Below are 18,507 nucleotides of genomic sequence, written 5' to 3'. Positions count from 1 at the left end.
CAAGAGAGAGCGCTGCGCGGGCTCGATTCTGTCCCGCTCTCCCGAGGCTCCTTCCATGAACATGATCTCCGCATCCGCGGCGGCATCCGCCACCGCGCCGCTTTCGCTTGTCCCTGACACCGACATTCCTGCCGCCGTCTTCGCCGCGGCGGAGCTTCTCCTGCCTCACCTCGAACGCGGCCAGCGCGTCGACGCCGCTACGCTGCGCGGCGCGATGGAGGCTACCTTCGGCGCCTCCGACGCGACCGGAGCGTGGAGCTGGAAAACGGCCTATGACGCCTGCGAGGCGGCGACCGTGCTTTTCCTGCGCAAATACGGCAAGGCGCTTTTCCGCAAATCCGCTTCTCCGGCGACGGTTCTGCCGCAGCTCACCGAGATCGCCGGCCTCCTGCCGATGCATACGCGCCGCTCAGAGGAATCCCAGTCCTTCCAGCAATTTTCGACTCCGCTCTCCCTCGGCCTCGCGGCCGTGACGGCGGCGGCGATCACGCCCGCCGACCGCGTGCTGGAGCCCTCGGCCGGCACCGGGCTTCTCGCCATCCTGGCCGAGATCGCCGGAGGCTCGCTCGTTCTCAACGAATTCGCCGAGACCCGCGCCGGTCTCCTGTCTCTTCTCTTTCCGGCCCTGTCCGTCTCCCGCTTCGACGCGGCGCAGATCGACGATCATCTCGACACTGGCATTCTGCCATCCGTCGTGTTGATGAACCCGCCGTTCTCCGTCATGGCCAATGTCGAGGGCCGGATGGCCGACGCCGCCTTCCGCCACGTCGCCTCGGCGCTTGCGCGTCTCGCGCCCGCCGGCCGTCTCGTCACCATCACCGGCGCGAACTTCGCGCCCGACGCGCCGGCCTGGTCCGCAGCCTATGGCCGGCTGCAGGAACGCGGTCGCGTTGTCTTCTCCGCCGCGATCGACGGTTCGGTCTACGCGAAGCACGGCACGACCTTTCCGACGCGCCTGACCGTCATCGACAAGATGCCGGCGGACGACCCGTCCGTATTCCCGACCGCGCCGGGCGTCGCGCCGGATGTGGCCACGCTGCTCGGATGGCTAGCCGAGCATCTCCCGCCACGCCTGCCGGTTGATCCGGCCGTCGCCGTGCCTGCGGCAGCACCTCGCACGGTTCGCGCCTATGTCAACCGGGCGGCCAGAGACGCGCCTGCCGTGGCGCATGCCGAGCCGGAGGGCGTTCCGCTCGACTACGAAACCGTCGACTGGAAGCCGGCGGATGCCGGTCGCCTTTCCGATGCGATCTATGAGGAATACGGTCTCCAGACCGTCCGGATTTCCGGTTCTCAGGCGCATCCGACCCGGCTCGTGCAGTCGGCGGCCATGGCGAGCGTCGCCCCGCCGAAGCCGAGCTATCGCCCGACGTTGCCGGCGAACGTCGTCGATCTCCTGTCCGATGCGCAGCTCGAAACGGTGATCTATGCCGGAGAGGCGCATTCGGATTTCCTTGCCGGTGCGTGGACGGTGGACGACATCTTCGACAAGCTGACCGCTGCGTCTGAGGACGCCAAGGGCGCCGTCAGGCTGCGCCAGGGCTTCATGATCGGCGACGGCACCGGCGTCGGCAAGGGTCGCGAATCGGCTGCGATCATCCTCGACAACTGGCTTCAGGGACGGCGCAGGGCCGTCTGGATCTCTAAATCGGACAAGCTGATCGAGGACGCACAGCGCGACTGGGGCGCACTCGGCATGGAGCGCCTGCTGGTCACGCCACTGTCGCGGTTCCCGCAGGGCAAGCCGATCACGCTGAGCGAGGGCATCCTATTTTTAACCTACGCCACGCTGCGCTCCGACGACCGCGGAGAGAGGGTTTCGCGGGTCAAGCAAATCGTCGAATGGTTGGGCTCCGACTTCGATGGAGTGATCATTTTCGACGAGGCGCACCAGATGCAGAACGCCGCTGGCGGCAAGGGAGAACGCGGTGATGTCGCCGCCTCGCAGCAGGGCCGCGCCGGCCTGCGCCTTCAGCATGCGCTTCCGAACGCCCGCGTCGGCTATGTCTCCGCCACCGGCGCAACCACCGTCCACAACCTCGCCTATGCGCAGCGGCTCGGGCTGTGGGGCGGCGAGGATTTCCCGTTCGCCACGCGCGCCGAGTTCGTCGAGGCGATCGAGGCCGGCGGCGTGGCGGCGATGGAAGTGCTTGCCCGCGACCTGCGCGCGCTCGGCCTCTACACCGCCCGCTCGCTCTCCTTCGCCGGCGTCGAATACGAGCTGGTCGAGCACGAGCTGACGCCCGAGCAGGTCCGCATCTATGACGCCTATGCTGCGGCCTTCGCCATCATCCATAACAATCTGGATGCGGCGATGCAGGCCGCCAATATCACCGGCGGTGGTGAAGGCGGCTCCGGTACGCTGAACAGGCAGGCGAAATCCGCTGCGCGCTCTGCCTTCGAGAGCGCCAAGCAGCGCTTCTTCGGCCATCTGCTGACCAGCATGAAGACGCCGACCCTGCTGCGTTCGATCGCCACCGATCTGGAGTCGGGCCATTCGGCCGTCATCCAGATCGTCTCGACCGGCGAAGCGCTGATGGAACGGCGGCTGGCGGAGCTGCCGACGGAGGAGTGGAACGACGTCCGCGTGGACATCACCCCGCGCGAATACGTCCTCGACTATCTCGCCCACTCGTTTCCAGTGCAGCTCTACGAGCCGTTCACGGATTCCGAGGGCAATCTGTCGTCACGGCCGGTCTATCGCGACAGCCAGCCGGTCGAGAGCCGCGAGGCCGTCGCCCGTCGCGATGCGCTGATCGCCAAGCTCGCCAGCCTGCCGCCGGTTCCCGGCGCGCTCGACCAGCTCGTCCAGCATTTCGGGACGGATATGGTTGCCGAGGTAACGGGCCGCTCGCGGCGCATCGTACGCAAGCGTGGCGGCAGCGCCACCATCGACCGGCTTGTCGTAGAGACGCGCGCAGGAGCCGCCAATCTCGCCGAGACGCAGGCTTTCATCGACGATGCCAAGCGCGTGCTCGTCTTCTCCGACGCCGGCGGCACCGGCCGCAGCTACCATGCGGAAATGTCGGCGAAGAACACGCGCCTTCGTGTGCATTACCTGCTCGAGGCAGGCTGGAAAGCCGACACCGCCATTCAGGGCCTCGGCCGCACGCACCGCACCAACCAGGCACAGCCGCCGCTCTTCCGGCCGATCTCGACCAACGTGAAGGCGGAGAAGCGCTTCCTCAGCACGATCGCCCGCCGCCTCGATACGCTCGGCGCGATCACGCGCGGTCAGCGCCAGACCGGTGGTCAGGGTCTGTTCCGACCGGAAGACAATCTGGAGAGCCACTACGCCCGCGATGCTTTGCGCCAGCTCTATCTCCTGCTGGTGCGCGGCAAGGTCGAAGGCTGCTCGCTCGACCGCTTCGAGCAGGCCTCCGGGCTGAAGCTGATGGACGCGACCGGCATCAAGGACGATCTGCCGCCGATCACGACCTTCCTCAATCGGCTGCTCGCGCTCACCATCGAGCTTCAGGGCGTCCTCTTCACCGCGTTCGAGCAGCTCCTGACCGCCCGCATCGAGGGCGCGATTGCGTCGGGAACCTATGACGCCGGGCTGGAGACACTTCGCGCCGAAAGCTTTGTCGTCGTTGGTCGCCAGACGATCTACACCCACCCGCGCACCGGCGCGGAAACCAGCCTGCTCACGATCAACGAACGCAGGCGCAACCGTCCGGTGACACTCGATGCCGCTCTCGCCGAACTCGGCGATCCGCGCGCGAAGCTGCTCGTCAACGAGCGTTCCGGCCGCGCTGCTGTTCAGATCCCGGCCAGCAGCATCATGCTCGACGATGGCGAGGTCGAGCGCCGTGTCCGGCTGGTCCGCCCGACCGAGGCGCATAACATCCCGGTGCGCTTCATGGCCGAGACCAATTGGGTCGAAGCTGACCGGGAGACCTTCGCGTCGGCCTGGCAGGCTGAGATCGCCGACGTGCCGGAATTCACCGACGCGACGCTTCACATGGTCACGGGCCTGCTTCTGCCCATCTGGAAGCGGCTGCCGAACGATTCGACCCGCGTCTACCGGCTCCAGACCGACGACGGCGAGCGCATCATCGGCCGCAAGGTCTCGCCTGCCTGGGCCGCGAATGCGACCGCAACCGGCCCAGCCGCGATCACGCCGGATGATGCGTTCACCGCCCTGATGGACGGTCGCACCATCCTCGATCTGGCCGAAGGTCTTCAGCTTCGCCGCGTCCGCGTCATGGGCGCGAACCGGATCGAGCTGTCCGGCTTCGACGACACGATGCGCGAGCGCCTCACGGCCTACGGCCTGTTCCACGAGATCATCTCGTGGAAGCTGCGCATGTTCGTACCGACCGATGCCAATGGCCCCGCGGTTCTCGCCAAGCTGCTCGACCGCTGGCCGATCGAGCGCATCGGCGAGAAGGAGGCAGCGTGATGGCCCGTCACGATGCTTCCGAACTGGCATCCCGTCTCGGCCGCAATGCCGAGGCGGTTTGCCGCCACTACCTGTCGTCCGGCCACCGCGCCGGACGACACTGGGTGGTCGGAGACGTTCAGAACAGCCCCGGCCGCTCGATGTTCGTGCGGCTGACCGGGCCGGAATCCGGCAAGGGTGCTGCCGGCAAATGGACCGATGCATCAACGGGGGAACATGGCGATCTGCTCGACGTCATCCGCGAAGCGCTCGGCCTCATCGACTTCAACGACGTGGCCGAGGAAGCGCGCCGCTTCCTCGCTCTCCCGCATCCCGAACCGAAGAAGACGAGGACTCCGACCGGCAGGACGTCGAGCATCGCTATCGGCTCGCCCGAAGCGTCGCGGCGGCTTTTCGCCATGTCGCAGCCGATCGGCGGCACACTGGCGGAAATCTACCTCAACGGGCGGGCGATCACCTCCCTCGCGGGAACCTCCGCGCTGCGCTACCATCCGCGATGCTACTATAAACCGGACGAGCATTCGCCCACAGAGATCTGGCCGGCGATCATCGCTTCCGTCACCGATCTTCACGGCAACCAGACCGGCGCACACCGCACCTGGCTCGCTCCGGACGGTTCGGGCAAGGCGCCGGTCGAGTCACCGCGGCGCGCGATGGGCGACCTTCTCGGGCACGGGGTCCGCTTCGGCGTCGCCGGTGAGGTGCTCGCAGCCGGCGAAGGCATCGAGACCGTGCTGTCGCCCCGTCAGGTTCTGCCCCACATGCCGATGATGGCGGCGCTCTCAGCGGCTCACCTCGCTGCCATCCTGTTCCCGGCGACGCTGCGCAGGCTCTATGTCCTCAGAGATCGCGACCCGGCCGGTGACGGCGCAAGAGACAGCCTGGTCGCCAGAGCAAGGAGCGTCGGGATCGAGGCGATTTCTGTGTCGCCGATTGCCAAGGACTTCAACGAAGATCTGCGCTGGCGCGGCATCGACGCCCTCCGGGCGACCTTGATGGAGCAGCTTCATCCTGAAGATGTCCACCGTTTCGTGGAAGGGTGAGGAGATCGGTGGGGACAAGGCGCGGTCGAGGCGTCTCCACCTGCCGTCTCCATTCATCACCGCGAACATCCTTTGAAGTCGGAGAGAGCGGCGCCCACGGCCTTCTGAGAGGGCGATCGGCCCACAAACGGCCCGGGCAGGCAATGGCCGTGTTCGGGCTATTTTCCGCCGGCGCCTGACCACCCCACGCGACAGGTCGCGTGGGGACCCCGGATCAGCCGCCTTTGCAGCGCGAAACAAAATAGCCCGAACCCGGCCATCGAAGCCCTCGCGAGGGCGCGAGCGTGCCAGTCCAGTCCGCCCGTGGGCTTCCGACGCCTGCGAAGGCCGCGATGGGCGCGGTCTCCAGACAAAGGACGCTCCCGATGACGAACGAAGACGATAACGTAGGTTTCGAGCCGAACCACACCCCGTCCCCCACCGATCATCTCCTCACCGAACTCCAGCTCTACGGCTGGCGGCCGTATCAGGACGAACCCGATCCGAGGCCGCTCCCGGAGGGCAGCGCCGTCGCCGCAGCCGTCGCGGATATCTTCGACGCCCTCGTTGCGACGCTCGGCGACACGCGCCTCGAACCCGACCTCGACGAGTTGCTCTGGGGGACCGTCAATCTCTTTCACCGCGCAACGAGCCGGGTCGAACGCGATCTCGACGACAACGAGCAGTCGCAGCGCCGCCTCCAGCGTGAACAGGACGGCAGCGAGGTCAAGTCGGTAGAGCTTGAGCGCCTCACGGCAGAAGGGCAGACCCTTATCGAGCGGCGCAACAGCATGGAACTCTTCCGCGACGTCGCCTCGGAAGCCTTCGAACACCACACCGGAAGCGCCTGGCGGCCCCGTAGCGGCTCGATGGTCAACCACCGCAACCTGACCGCCGCGATGATCGACAGCCGGGACTTCCTTGCCGCGAAACACCGGGCCGAGACCGAGGTGATGATGCCCGCCGGTCCCAAGGTTGCCTTGACCGGAGGCGCCGACTTCAACGATCACCGCCTGATCTGGGCAAGGCTCGATCAGGTCCATGCGAAGCACCCCGACATGGTGCTGATGCACGGCGGCACGCCGAAGGGTGCTGAACTGATCGCCTCCCGCTGGGCTGATAGCCGGAAGGTGTCTCAGGTCGCCTTCCGGCCCGACTGGACGAAGCACGGCAAGGCCGCGCCCTTCAAGCGCAACGACGCGATGCTCGACGTCCTGCCGGTCGGTGTCCTCGTCTTCCCTGGCACCGGCATCCAGGAGAACCTTGCGGACAAGGCCCGCAAGCTCGGCATCCCGGTCATGAAGTTCGACGGCGGCGCGTAGCGCCGCCGTTTGGTGGCTGTTCCAGTCGCGCAAACTTGAATTTCCGCTTGCGACCTTAACGTCTGTCGTTGCGACGAAAAATGTTCCCACCACATAGCGGACATTGATCCTGCACGAAAACGCGCTGTACACTCCCAGTAAAAGTGGACCAAGTAGGAGGGTGCTGTGCGTCGCGCCAAGCACTGCTTGTTAGAATGTCATTAGAAATCAGAGACAAGATTCGTAAGAGCGGTTACATATTTTTCAGCAGCCATCGGCCGAACGATAGCATCATCGAGATCGCGGAGGATCTGGGCAAGCCTTTGGACCCATGGAAAGATGGACCCGTCCAGACGCTCGTGCCGCGTAGCCAGGCTGCGCCGAACAGCTATGGCGGCATTTTCGGTCTCAATCATTTCCCTTTTCATTCGGATCTCGCTCACTGGCGCACTCCACCACGCTACCTCCTTCTGCGTTGCGTCGTCGGCTACGCCGATGTGCCGACAATGGTGATAGACGGGCACGACCTTATCGATGCCGTTACCCTTGACATTTTGCGGCGCGCCATCTTCAAACCGCGACGACCGCGTGACGGGAGCGTCTCGCTCTTGCGCCTTTGCGAGCCTGCTGACGATATCGTCCGGGTTCGCTGGGACGAGGTCTTCCTGAAGCCGGCGAGCAGGGTTGGTGAAGTCGCCGACCTGCGTGTTCGCGAATGGCTTTCGACATGCATGCCGACCGCGGTGTCCCTGGCCGAAACGCACGACACGCTGCTGATCGACAATTGGCGGATGCTGCATGCCCGCTCCCCGATCTTACCTGGGCGCGAGAACCGGGCGATCGAGCGTGTCTATCTGGAGGGGCTTCATTGAAGAAATCGATTTCACCCGGCGCGACGCCGGCATCATGCGATCCGGATGCGCTCTATCTCAAGGCAGAGCGGTACATCCAGCATATGAGCGCATTCGACAGCGACGACTGGGAATATGCCCTGTGGTCCAGCCTCGCGCTCGAATTTCTCGCCCGCGCCGCGCTCGCCAATGTCAGTCCCGCCCTGATCGCGGACACCGATAAGAGCTGGTCGAGCTTATATCACGCGCTGGGTTTCACGCCCACGGAGGAGCGGTTTGCGCCAAAATCGATCGCCGTCACCGAGGTCTTCAAGCGGCTCACCGCGATCCTCCCGGATTTCGCCAAGGAGCATGAAAATTTTGGCGTCCAGCATACGGGCCGCCGCAACGCCGAGCTTCATTCCGGTGAGCTTGCCTTCGACGGGGTCAAGGGATCGTCCTGGCAGCCGCGCTTCTATCAAACCTGTGAGGTTCTCCTCGCCTCGATGGGGGCGACGCTCAAGGATTTCCTCGGCGAGGATGAGGCGAAGGTCGCAACGAAACTGATCGCCGCTGCGGTCGACGAAAGCGCGAAGGTGGTAAAGGGCGAGGTCGAGGCCCACAAGAAAGTCTGGCTCGCCAAGGCCGACGATGAGCGAGACACACTGACCAAACAGGCAGCGGTCTGGGCCACGCGCCATGCCGGCCATCGCGTCGATTGCCCCGCTTGCGCCTCCCAGGCGCTTATCTGGGGCGAACCGGTTTCTGCGCCACAGCAACGGCTGAGCGACGGCGAGATCACCGAAACGCAGGAATTCCTGCCGAACTGGTTCGAGTGTGTCGCATGCGGGCTTAAAATAAGCGGCCTGTCGCGTCTCGCGGTGGTTGGCTTGAGCGATCGATACAAGAAAACACAAGTCTACGACGCTGCCGAATATTACGCACCGGAAGATGACTATTCCGGATATGAGGATGACAACAACGAACGCTGAACGTCGTCGCTCGGCGCGGTCGGCGTGGAACATGGCCTAGCGAAGGGCCGGGAGGGCAAATGGCCGGCGAGGAACATGTATCCGTCGCGGTAAGAGATGATTTCGTCGCGCGGCAGACCAAGGCGAAGCCGGTGCCTGCCCTTGCCGAGCTGCTGTGGAACAGCCTCGATGGCGACGCCACCGAGGTATCGGTCGAGTTCGCGCATAACGATCTCGCAGGCGGCATGTCGAAAATCGTCGTCTACGACAATGGTGATGGATTTTCCCGCAGCGACGCCCGTGCGCTGTTCGGTAATCTCGGTGGCTCTTGGAAGCGCCATGTCCGACAGACCAAACGCAACCACCGCATGATCCACGGCCAGGAAGGGCGCGGCCGCTACAAGGCGTTCGCCCTCGGCCAGTCGGTCACCTGGAAGGTCTGCTACGACGATCCGGCCGGACGCAAGGCGTTCGAGGTTCGCCTTCTCGAGGCCGATCTCACCGACGTCACCATCACTGAGGAGGTGCTTGCGCCCGACCGCTTAACGGGCGTCATCGTCGAAATTGGCGACCTCCGGCGGGATTTCAAAACCTTCAAGAGCGAAGGCGGCATTCAGGACCTGAACGAGATTTTCGCGCTCTACCTGATGAACTATCGAAGCGTGTCGATATCAGTCGCCGGCCAGAGGCTCGACCCCGAGAAGGTCATCGCCAGTCACCACAAAGCGTCACTGCCGCCGATCGAAAAGGAGGATGGCGCTGGGCACGACGTCGAGCTCGAAATCATCGAATGGCGAACGGATGCGCGCCGTGTCCTGTATCTCTGCTCCGCGAGCGGCTTTCCTTTCGATCAGGTCGAAACGCGCTTCCACATTCCTGGTTTCTCTTTCTCAGCCTATCTGAAATCCACCTATGTCGAGGAATTGCACAATGAAGAGCGCGTTGCGCTGTCGGAGATGGATCCGCTGCTGAGAGCAGCTGTCGAAAGTGCGCGCTCGGCGATTAAAGACTATTTCCGCGACAAATCGGCGGAAAAGGCGCGATCCCTGGTCGACGAGTGGATTGCCGAAGACGTCTATCCCTATCGCGGCACGCCGCAGAACGCCGTCGAGAAGGTTGAGCGTCAGGTGTTCGACATCGTCGCGGTCCAGGTTCAGGAGCTCGCGCCCGATCTCGGCATCAGCTCGGCAAAGGCGAAGGCGCTTCACCTTCGCATGCTGCGCAACGCCATCGAGCGCGGACCGGAGGAATTGCAGCTCATCCTAAAGGAGGTGCTGGAACTGCCGGCGCGCAAGCAGAAGGAGCTTGCCAATCTCCTGCAAGAAACGACCCTGTCCGCGATCATCACCGCGGCAAAGACCGTCGCCGATCGGCTGAAGTTCATATCCGCACTCGAATCGATCGTCTTCGATCCGGAAACCAAAGGCCGATTGAAGGAACGCACCCAACTTCACAAAATCCTCGCTGAAAACACCTGGGTGTTCGGCGAAGAGTATAATCTCTGGGTGAGCGACAAAGATCTCCGTCGCGTCCTCGAAAAGCATCGCGACCATCTCGACCCGAGCATCGCGATCGATGAGCCGGTGAAAGTGATCGGCAAGGCGCGCGGCATCATCGACTTGATGTTCTCGCGCTCGACGCGCCGGCATCGTGCGAACGACATCGAGCACATGATCGTCGAGCTCAAGGCGCCGAAAGTGAAGATCGGCGCCGATGAGATCACGCAGGCAAAGAAATACGCGATCGCCGTCACGTCAGACGAGCGCTTCTCGACCGTCGACGGCGTGCGCTGGCACTTCTGGCTGGTCTCCAACGCCTATGACGACTTCGCAAAGCATGAGATCGAAAGTGGTCCGGATCGCGAGCGCCGCCTGATCGCGCGGGGGCCGCGGCATATTGTCGGTATAAAGACGTGGGGCGAACTGATTGAGGAAAATCGAGCTCGGCTTCAGTTCTTCCAGGAGCATCTTCAGCATTCCGCAGACGAGAACACGGCCATCAAATATCTGCAGCAAAAGCACAGCCAGTTTTTGGAAGGTGTCATTGTCGAAGACACGGACGAAAATGGTGACGATCAGCCGGAGGCTTTGGTACAGGAAGCGGCTGAGAGCAGTGCCTAGCCTGAATTACTAGGGGCTGATCGGGCTCCGCAGTGGCGGAAGGCCGGGTTTCGCTCTTCGCGCGAAAAGCGGCCGGTCGGCTTTGCATCCCATTATGGACATTCAATTAAGGGGCTGATTCACGCCCATACTTGACGCGATTCCATCTTCGTCGTCGAATGAAAAATCCTTGCAGAACCGGAACAGTAGTATAGTCGCAGGCGGAGCGTATCTACAGGCAGCCTGTCGTGATCCTCAACCGATCATGTGGAGGTTTCCATGTCGCTCATCCTGCTCGCAATCTCCTTGACGATCGCGTTCTGCATCTTTGCCTACAACCTTGCGATCTACGCTTTGCCTTTCATGGTTGGGCTGTCCGCTGCCCAATATACCTGGGGCGCCGGAGGCGGCATCCTCCTGTCGGGATTGGCCGCCATCGGCGCGGCGTTGGTTTCGATCGGCCTGGTCATCGCAGTTCTCGGCTTCGCCAGGAATCCGGCTCTGCGGCTGATCGCTCTCGCCGTCTTTGCCGTACCAGCAGTCATCGCCGGATATGCACTCGTCCACGGCGTGGCGAAGAACGCCATCGACCCCGGCTTGATGCTCAATTTGCTTTCCGGCAGCGCCGGCTTGTTCATCGGCATCGCGGCCATCATCAATCTGAACGCCCTCGGCGTGTCGTTCTTCTCGCGCTGATTAGTCGGTCGCAATCCGGCGCGACCGTTAAAAACCCGGCGGCTTTCGCCGCCGGGCTTCACGTTTTCCGCGCAGTCGAAACTGTCGCGTCAGCGCTGCCTTTGTCGTTGTTGCTTTCGGTCCGCTTCACCCGGCTTCGGAAGTCGGTCATGGGATTGATATCCGTATGCCGTGGACAATCGGTGCCTACCCGTCCATCCATTCGTAGTGAGGACGCGAGGGCGAATCAGAACCTTCATTCCCTTCTCGCTATTCGGCTGAATCGGACCATCCGTCGTCAAACACGGTAATGCGCTGCTGGTCCGTGCTCTGAAAGCCCGATAGCCTGCTCGTTCTTCTCCAGCCCATGTGCCCGTCAAATCGGCGAAGACGCGAAATGGCCGGAAGCGGAGAAGGTCGGGAGTCGCCCCGAAGTGCGCAGGTCCGTGAGCCTGCCTGGTCGGCGTTACCGGTGAGGACGATGGTTCGGCTGCGCGTCCCCGTATTCGTGCTTTCAAAGGCACCAATCCCTCCGACTGACTGATCCCCTAAGTCCGTTCTGTTTCCTCCAGCAACCCCGGCGGCTCCCAGCCGTGTTGCCGCGCAAGCGCGGCTGCCCGCCCCACCTGGGGCCTTAGGGGGCAAGCTGCCGAAAGGTTCGGCAGCTGCGGGAGTCTCCCGACGGCCTTGGCCGGGTCTCGTCGGAGGGATGGTCCCTCCGAGAAGCAACGGAGACTTACAATGCAGAACATCGTCATTCTCGCCGGCAACGTCGGTCAGGCCCCCGAAACCCGCACCACCCAGGGCGGCACCCGGATCACCCACTTCACGCTGGCCACCTCGCGCCCCCGCTACTCGGACGGCAAGGTTGTCCGGGACGAAAAGGGCTACCGGGTCCAGGATACGGAATGGCACCGCATCACCGCCTTCAACGGCCTCGGCAAGACGATCCAGGAGTATTGCGAGAAGGGAATGAAGGTTCTGGTTCGCGGCCGCATCCACTACACGAAGTGGACGGATCAGCAGGGCAACGACCGCTACGGATGCGAGATCATCGCCGAGACGGTCGACTTCCTGAGCCGGGCGAAGCAGACCGAAAGCGAGGACGGCAAGTTCATCGACGACGATGACATCCCGTTCTGAGCGGGAACCGCGAAGCCCGGCGGCGCAAGCCGCCGGGTTCTCTCATGGCAGGCCATGCGCCGAAACGACCGAATCAGTCGTCAAAGGAAAGCTGATTGCAGTGTCGATTAGGCATTTCATGCTGGCGAAGTGAGCCAAGAACGACTAATTTAGTCGTAGTTCTGGAGTGCGCACAGGTCCGAATGGGAGGTGATCATGCATGATCACCGCCCGACAATCACGGGCCGCACGCGCGTTGCTGGGTTGGACACAGGAGACGCTCGCTGACAAGGCCCGAGTAGCACTGACCGCACTGAAACGCCTCGAATCCGAAAGCGGTCTCGAAGTGTTCGAATCGACGCGCGATCAGGTGCGCCGGGCCTTCGAATCGGCCGGGATTGTTCTCCTTTCGACAGACAAGGGCGAAGGAGTTTTGCTCCTGCATGACAGGAGCGATTCGTCCCGGTAGTCACGCCGGGCACCGAGCTACCAAACCCTTGTCAAAAAAAGAGGCTATCTCCTGAGAGAGATGGTTAACGGACTTAGCGCGCGTGAATATGGTGGCTCGATGGCACAGGAGACGCAAACATTTCTGGACGAACCACCGTTCAGCGAAACGATCACGTCTTATGACCGCAAACATATGAAGCTCTACATGCGGCTGGTCGACGCCAACCGCGACGGCGCAGACTGGCGCGAGGCGGTGCATATCCTGTTTGGCCTCGATCCCGATCAAGACCCCAGACGCTGCCGCTCTATCCACGATGCGCATCTGGCGCGCGCCCGGTGGATGATGGAGCGCGGCTATCGCCAACTGGTTCGTGAGAGCCAGCGCGGGTCGCCATCGTGATGCGCCGAACGCATCACCTGTTGAGGCGCAACTGACTTCCGCAGATCAACCCAAACGGGAATCGTGATTCTCCCAAAGACTTAGACAAATACTTGGGAGGATCAGCGATGACACCCGACGCATCGATCTGGCGTTCCTCGGAATATGATCATCTGGACGGCCTGACCGCGTCCGATCTGGCCTGGGAATGGCTCCGCCGCAACGACGCCTATGACGCGGATTTTGAGGCTTCGGCCTCCGCTCGCGGAATGCATGAACCACTGACCGTGCGAATTCGACAGCAGTGGGGGTTGCGATTTCCCGGTCGATCCCCTGACACCTCCGCCGGAAGCGCCGGTCTTCTGGCTTCCGCAGGAGGACACAAGCGTTGTAATGCTCGCCGAGGCGCCCGTTGACCTCGGCTCAGGTATCACAAGCGATGCTTCCGCGCTGTGGCGGCATGGGTCGCCGATGGGCGATGATGACGCTACATTTCGCTTAGCCCTCGCAAACGGTCAGTCCCTCCAGATCATTGACCACGCCATCGACGGAAAAGAAAATGCCGTTGCGGTCATTCCTCTCGGCATAGACGGCTTCGACCGGATCGAAGCTGTCTATCGATTCCTCTCAGCCTTGCATGGCCGCGCCATTCCCCCGGACACGCGCCTGACGCATCAGCAGCGCGCCCGCCAGCGCCGGATGCTGCGCGCCTTCGACGGCTATCGCGCCGGCGCCACGCAGCAGGAAATCGCCGAGATCATTTTTCACATCGACCATCTCGACCGTGACGCTTGGCAGGCGTCTTCCATACGCCACGCCATCAAGACGCTCCTGCGCGATGCCCGCGCCATGATAGCGGGCGGCTATCGAAAACTCCTTCGTCATCGCCGCCAATCCTAGCGCGGTCTCGCCCGCTGCATGGTGGGCGAATTCGATACCCCCCAACTTTGCCCTGCAACTCGCCGGCTCTCCTCCGCCACCGTGGTCATTGCCCGCCGCTGATCCGCGACGGTCGTCCCCAACACCACGGAGGCCCGATCCATGCCACATGAACCCGTCGTTCTCCCGCCGCGCTTCCTGCGCACCAAGGAAGCCGCCGAGTTTCTCAGCCTTTCGGCCCGCACTCTTGAAAAGCACCGGACGTATGGAACCGGCCCGGCCTATCGCAAGCTCGGTGGCCGCGTCGTCTACGCCATCGACGATCTCGAAACGTGGGCCGCTCGCGGCGCGGTGACGTCGACGTCCGATCCTCGCGGCTCCGTGCTGCCGGCGAAGCGCCACGTCATTCCCTCCGGGCCGCAGTTCGGCCGCTACGCACGCTGACCGCGGCCGGTTCCGTTCATGGCGGTGCGGCGTCGATCCCTTTCGGAGCGCGGACAGCTCGATCTGTTCCGGGCGCTTCCCGGCGACTTCGCGCCACGAGACGCGCAGGATCTCATGGCCTATCCCTTCTTCTCCCTTTCCAAAACCCATCGCGTCGCCCCGATCGATTTCGTTGCGGGCAACGTGACGATCCGGGTCGAGGCGGTCCCGGATCATGGCATGGCCACGATCTGGGACGCCGACATCCTGATCTGGGCGGCGAGCCAGATCGTCGAAGCCCGCGATAACGGGCTTCGTACCTCGCGGCTGATGGCCGCCACGCCCTACGAAATCCTCACCTATGTCGGCCGGGGCACCAGCTCGCGCGACTATCAGCGCCTCAAAGCCGCCCTCGACCGCCTGCAATCGACCACCGTTTCCACCTCGATCCGACAGCCTGCCGAAGGCCGCCGTCATCGCTTCTCGTGGATCAATGAGTGGCAGGAACGCACCGATCGCAACGGCCGCCCCGAGGGCATCGAGCTGATCGTGCCGGACTGGTTCTATCAGGCCGTCCTCGACGATGCGCTCGTGCTGACCATCGACCGGACTTATTTCGACCTGACGGGGGGCCTCGACCGCTGGCTCTACCGCCTGGTGCGCAAGCATGGCGGCCGCCAGCGCGATGGCTGGCGCTTCGACTTCCGTCACCTTCACCAGAAATCCGGCAGCCTGTCGCCGTTCAAACGCTTCGCCTTCGAACTGCGCGACATCATCCGGCGCCAGCCGCTGCCCGGCTACAGGCTCTTTCTCGAAGCCGAGATCGGTGGGCGCCTGCTGCTCGCATTCGAGCCGCTGCCCGCCTGTGGACAAGCTGTGGATAGCCTCGTGCTATCGGGAACCCGGTCTATCGTGCTATCGGGAACCCGAGGCTCGTGCTATCAGGAACCCAAACAGGGTGTAAGCCACGGAAACTCCACACGAAATCGCGCCCTTAACTTAGAGTCTAACATAGACTCTAACCTTGAAGAGCGCGCGCGTGATGTGGAAAACCTCATCCGCGATGCCGCCAGAAGCCTCAGCGTTACCGCGAAGAAGAGCGTATCGATCGCGCCCGCCGAGCCGGTATCGACGGCAGTGCAGGACCGCGCTGGCTCTTCCGCATCCGCCAATCCCACGATGCCCCGTGTTCCTCTCGACCCACCGGGAGGACGCCGATGATCGTCGCGCTCCTCAACCAGAAGGGCGGCGTCGGCAAGACGACGCTTGCGCTGCATCTCGCCGGCGAGCTGGCTTTGCGCGGAAAGCGCGTCACGCTTATCGACGCCGATCCACAGGGCTCGGCGCTCGACTGGTCGCAGCAACGCTCTCGCGAGGGCCTGCCGCGCCGTTTTGGCGTTGTCGGCCTCGCGCGCGACACGCTGTACCGTGAAGCCCCTGAACTCGCCCGCGACGTCGATCATGTGGTCATAGACGGGCCACCGCGTGTCGCTGGACTCATGCGCTCCGCGCTGCTCGCGGCCGACCTCGTGCTGATCCCGGTACAGCCGTCGCCGCTCGACGGTTGGGCCTCCGCCGAGATGCTGGCGCTCCTGACGGAGGCGCGCATCTATCGGCCCCAGCTCGCCGCCCGTTTCGTGCTGAACCGCTGCGGCGCCCGCACTGTCATCGCTCGCGAGACGGCCGAGACCCTGGCCGACCACGATCCGCCGGTGCTCGCCAGCACCATCGGCCAGCGCGTCGTCTTCGCCGACGCCGCGCAGACCGGGCGGCTCGCCTTGGACATCGATCCGCGTTCGCCCGCCGCGCGCGAGATCGCGGCGCTGGCGGCCGAGGTCGAGCGTCTCGGTATCCGGTGGACCGCGCCATGACGGTTCGCCCCGAAATCATATTGTCCGGAGACTGCCGCGATCGCATGCCGGCGCGCGGTCCCTACGACATGATCCTCGCCGATCCACCTTACGGCGACACATCACTCGCCTGGGATCGCCGTGTCGAGGGCTGGCTGGCGCTCGCGCGCGGCGCGCTTGCCCCGACCGGCTCGATGTGGGTCTTCGGTTCGCTGCGCAGCTTCATGGCAACCGCCGACCGCTTCGCCGACGCCGGCTTGCGGCTCGCCCAGGAGATCGTCTGGGAGAAGCAGAACGGCACCGGCTTCCATGCGGATCGCTTCAAGCGGGTGCATGAACTGGCCGTTCAATTCTACCCCGCCGAGACGCCATGGCGCGACATCTACAACGACGTCCAGACCACGCCCGACGCGACAGCCCGGACCGTGCGACGCAAGCAGCGTCCGCCCCATACCGGCCAGATTGATGCTGGCCACTATGTCAGCCACGACGGCGGGCCGCGCCTCATGCGCTCGGTCATCTACCTGCGCAACTGCCACGGCCGCGCGATCCACCCGACTGAAAAGCCGTCGGCGCTCCTCGAAATCCTGATCCGGACAAGCTGCCCGGAAGGCGGTCTTGTCGGCGACTGGTTTGCCGGTTCGGGCTCCGCCGGCGAAGCCTGCCGGCTCTCTGGCCGACGCTATATCGGCTGCGAGATCGACCCCACGATGGCCGACCGCGCCCGCGACCGCATCGCCACCGTGCTGCCGTTCCATGACGGAGACCCGTCATGACGGCGCGCACCGAAAAGCGTGGGTTCGCGCAACGTCCGGCCGATCCGGATGGCTGGATCAAGGGTGCGGACACGCCTTCGCCACGCAGTGGCGCTGCCGCGACCTTCACGGCCCGCCTCACCATCGACATCACGCCTGAGCTGCGCGGCCGCATCAAGATCGCCGCCTTCAGCCGCAGCGTCACCGTCGCCGACATGTTGCGCGACCTGCTCGAGCGCGAATTCCCCGACACCCAAGGAGACACACCATGACCGGCAATGCGGCGCTCCGCATCGGCGGTCGTCCGTTGCCGGACGGTCCCGCCGCTTTCACCACGCTCGTCGAGCTCACCTGGATCGAGAAGCGCATCGAGAACTGGATCAGGTTCGGCCGCGAAAGCTACGAGCAGAAACTCGACCGCCGGCACAGGGTCGTCGGCTTCGCTCCCGGCACGATCTTCTGCCTCGTCCGCTGGGCCGCAAACGACTACGGAACGATCATCTCGCGCCTGGACATCGTCCGCGCGGTCGACCGCGGCGAGCCGTTCCAGACGCTGCCCTTCGTCCGTCCTGGCGGCGAAATCCTGCTGAAGGTCGAAAGCTGGCCCAAGGTCGAGGACGTACTTCGCCATGTCGACGGCATCGAGGCCCTCGGCATCGATCCCGCCGACGCCGATCCCGATCACTGGCGGCACGTCGCGCACTGGATGAATGCCGGCGAGACGCCGCGCCCGTACACAGCCGAGCGCCATCAGGCGTGGCTCCGGCGTCGGGAGATCGGGCGATGAGGCGGCTCGGCTACCTCGCGGCGACATCCGTCGCCGTGCTCGGCATCGCCGCAGCCAGCGCCATGCCGATGCCGCTGAAACTCATCTGGAACGCGACGGCGAGCGCGCCGATCGGCTTCTACACGATATCGCCGGCCGGGCGGATCGAAGTGCCGGATCTCGTCGCCGTCATGCCGCCGGAGCCGTTCGCCTCCTTCATGGTCGAACGCGGCTATGTCGCCCGCGACGTGCCGATCCTCAAGCACATCGTTGGCCTGCCGGGACAGCGCGTATGCCGCAACGGCCGCGCCATCTCGGTGGACGACGTTCCGCTCGGCGAGGCCCGCGACCACGACAGCCGTGGCCGCGACCTGCCGGCCTGGCAGGGCTGCCGGGTGATCGCCGAAGGCGAGCTTTTCCTCATGAACCTCGAAGCCGCCGACAGCCTCGACGGCCGCTACTTCGGCCCGTTTCCCGCCGCGGCGGTCATCGGCCGGGCCACCCCGCTTTTCACCGACGAGGACGGCGACGGTCGCTTCGTCTGGCGCGCGCCGACGCGGTGAGCGCTCGTCCTTCGCAA

General features: G+C 64.2%; 19 protein-coding genes. All 19 read left to right on the top strand.

Features of this window, described 5'->3' with window-relative positions:
- Positions 1 to 55: 55 nt before the first annotated feature.
- The 19 genes from J9800_RS05280 (at position 56) to J9800_RS05190 (ending at position 18,490) form a co-directional block, all read left to right on the top strand.
- The gene (locus J9800_RS05280) at positions 56 to 4,405 is read left to right on the top strand and encodes a strawberry notch family protein (RefSeq protein WP_210845645.1); all 4,350 of its coding nucleotides are present in this window, start codon (positions 56 to 58) and stop codon (positions 4,403 to 4,405) included.
- Complete coding sequence (locus J9800_RS05275) at positions 4,405 to 5,448, top strand: DUF7146 domain-containing protein (RefSeq protein WP_142860163.1); 1,044 nt, start codon at positions 4,405 to 4,407, stop codon at positions 5,446 to 5,448. The genes J9800_RS05280 and J9800_RS05275 overlap by 1 nt, the downstream gene beginning before the upstream one ends.
- Positions 5,449 to 5,813: 365 nt before the next feature.
- Complete coding sequence (locus tag J9800_RS05270) at positions 5,814 to 6,749, top strand: DUF2493 domain-containing protein (RefSeq protein ID WP_142860161.1); 936 nt, start codon at positions 5,814 to 5,816, stop codon at positions 6,747 to 6,749.
- Positions 6,750 to 6,943: 194 nt separating this feature from the next.
- Positions 6,944 to 7,600, top strand: a complete 657-nt coding sequence (locus tag J9800_RS05265; protein ID WP_142860159.1) for a Fe(II)-2OG oxygenase family protein — start codon at positions 6,944 to 6,946, stop codon at positions 7,598 to 7,600.
- The gene (locus tag J9800_RS05260; RefSeq protein WP_142860157.1) at positions 7,597 to 8,550 is read left to right on the top strand and encodes a hypothetical protein; all 954 of its coding nucleotides are present in this window, start codon (positions 7,597 to 7,599) and stop codon (positions 8,548 to 8,550) included. Before J9800_RS05265 ends, J9800_RS05260 begins: the two co-directional genes overlap by 4 nt.
- Before the next feature lie 59 nt (positions 8,551 to 8,609).
- Positions 8,610 to 10,649, top strand: coding sequence for an ATP-binding protein (locus tag J9800_RS05255; RefSeq protein WP_142860156.1), 2,040 nt, complete (start codon positions 8,610 to 8,612; stop codon positions 10,647 to 10,649).
- A gap of 258 nt (positions 10,650 to 10,907) precedes the next feature.
- Entirely contained in the window at positions 10,908 to 11,324 is a 417-nt protein-coding gene (locus J9800_RS05250) for a hypothetical protein (RefSeq protein ID WP_142860154.1), read from the top strand.
- Between the two features lie 720 nt (positions 11,325 to 12,044).
- Entirely contained in the window at positions 12,045 to 12,446 is a 402-nt protein-coding gene (locus J9800_RS05245) for a single-stranded DNA-binding protein (RefSeq protein WP_210845643.1), read from the top strand.
- Positions 12,447 to 12,645: 199 nt separating this feature from the next.
- Complete coding sequence (locus J9800_RS05240) at positions 12,646 to 12,894, top strand: helix-turn-helix domain-containing protein (RefSeq protein WP_142860150.1); 249 nt, start codon at positions 12,646 to 12,648, stop codon at positions 12,892 to 12,894.
- A 99-nt stretch (positions 12,895 to 12,993) separates the two neighbouring features.
- Positions 12,994 to 13,275 (top strand): DNA -binding domain-containing protein, encoded by a 282-nt coding sequence (locus J9800_RS05235; protein WP_142860148.1) that lies wholly within the window; start codon positions 12,994 to 12,996, stop codon positions 13,273 to 13,275.
- A gap of 107 nt (positions 13,276 to 13,382) precedes the next feature.
- Positions 13,383 to 13,670 carry a transcriptional regulator domain-containing protein gene (locus J9800_RS05230; protein ID WP_142860146.1) on the top strand — a complete coding sequence of 96 codons (288 nt, stop codon included), beginning with the start codon at positions 13,383 to 13,385 and terminating at the stop codon, positions 13,668 to 13,670.
- Complete coding sequence (locus tag J9800_RS05225) at positions 13,648 to 14,154, top strand: DUF2285 domain-containing protein (protein ID WP_142860144.1); 507 nt, start codon at positions 13,648 to 13,650, stop codon at positions 14,152 to 14,154. Before J9800_RS05230 ends, J9800_RS05225 begins: the two co-directional genes overlap by 23 nt.
- A gap of 141 nt (positions 14,155 to 14,295) precedes the next feature.
- Positions 14,296 to 14,577: a helix-turn-helix transcriptional regulator gene (locus J9800_RS05220; protein ID WP_142860142.1), complete on the top strand. Its 282-nt coding sequence runs from the start codon at positions 14,296 to 14,298 to the stop codon at positions 14,575 to 14,577.
- A gap of 18 nt (positions 14,578 to 14,595) precedes the next feature.
- Entirely contained in the window at positions 14,596 to 15,777 is a 1,182-nt protein-coding gene (locus J9800_RS05215; protein WP_142860140.1) for a replication initiator protein A, read from the top strand.
- Positions 15,774 to 16,427: a ParA family partition ATPase gene (parA, locus tag J9800_RS05210; RefSeq protein WP_142860139.1), complete on the top strand. Its 654-nt coding sequence runs from the start codon at positions 15,774 to 15,776 to the stop codon at positions 16,425 to 16,427. The genes J9800_RS05215 and parA overlap by 4 nt, the downstream gene beginning before the upstream one ends.
- A complete protein-coding gene (locus tag J9800_RS05205) occupies positions 16,424 to 17,182 on the top strand; it encodes a DNA-methyltransferase (RefSeq protein WP_142860137.1) in 759 nt (252 codons plus the stop codon). The genes parA and J9800_RS05205 overlap by 4 nt, the downstream gene beginning before the upstream one ends.
- Positions 17,179 to 17,433 (top strand): hypothetical protein, encoded by a 255-nt coding sequence (locus tag J9800_RS05200; RefSeq protein ID WP_142860135.1) that lies wholly within the window; start codon positions 17,179 to 17,181, stop codon positions 17,431 to 17,433. The genes J9800_RS05205 and J9800_RS05200 overlap by 4 nt, the downstream gene beginning before the upstream one ends.
- Positions 17,430 to 17,948 (top strand): DUF2840 domain-containing protein, encoded by a 519-nt coding sequence (locus tag J9800_RS05195; protein WP_142860133.1) that lies wholly within the window; start codon positions 17,430 to 17,432, stop codon positions 17,946 to 17,948. The genes J9800_RS05200 and J9800_RS05195 overlap by 4 nt, the downstream gene beginning before the upstream one ends.
- Positions 17,945 to 18,490, top strand: a complete 546-nt coding sequence (locus J9800_RS05190; RefSeq protein ID WP_142860131.1) for a S26 family signal peptidase — start codon at positions 17,945 to 17,947, stop codon at positions 18,488 to 18,490. The genes J9800_RS05195 and J9800_RS05190 overlap by 4 nt, the downstream gene beginning before the upstream one ends.
- Positions 18,491 to 18,507 lie beyond the last annotated feature (17 nt).

Origin of the sequence: Ochrobactrum sp. AP1BH01-1, assembly GCF_018066705.1 — a bacterium.
In the GTDB taxonomy this organism is placed as follows: Bacteria; Pseudomonadota; Alphaproteobacteria; order Rhizobiales; family Rhizobiaceae; genus Brucella.
This window is presented reverse-complemented; position numbering and strand designations above follow the sequence as displayed.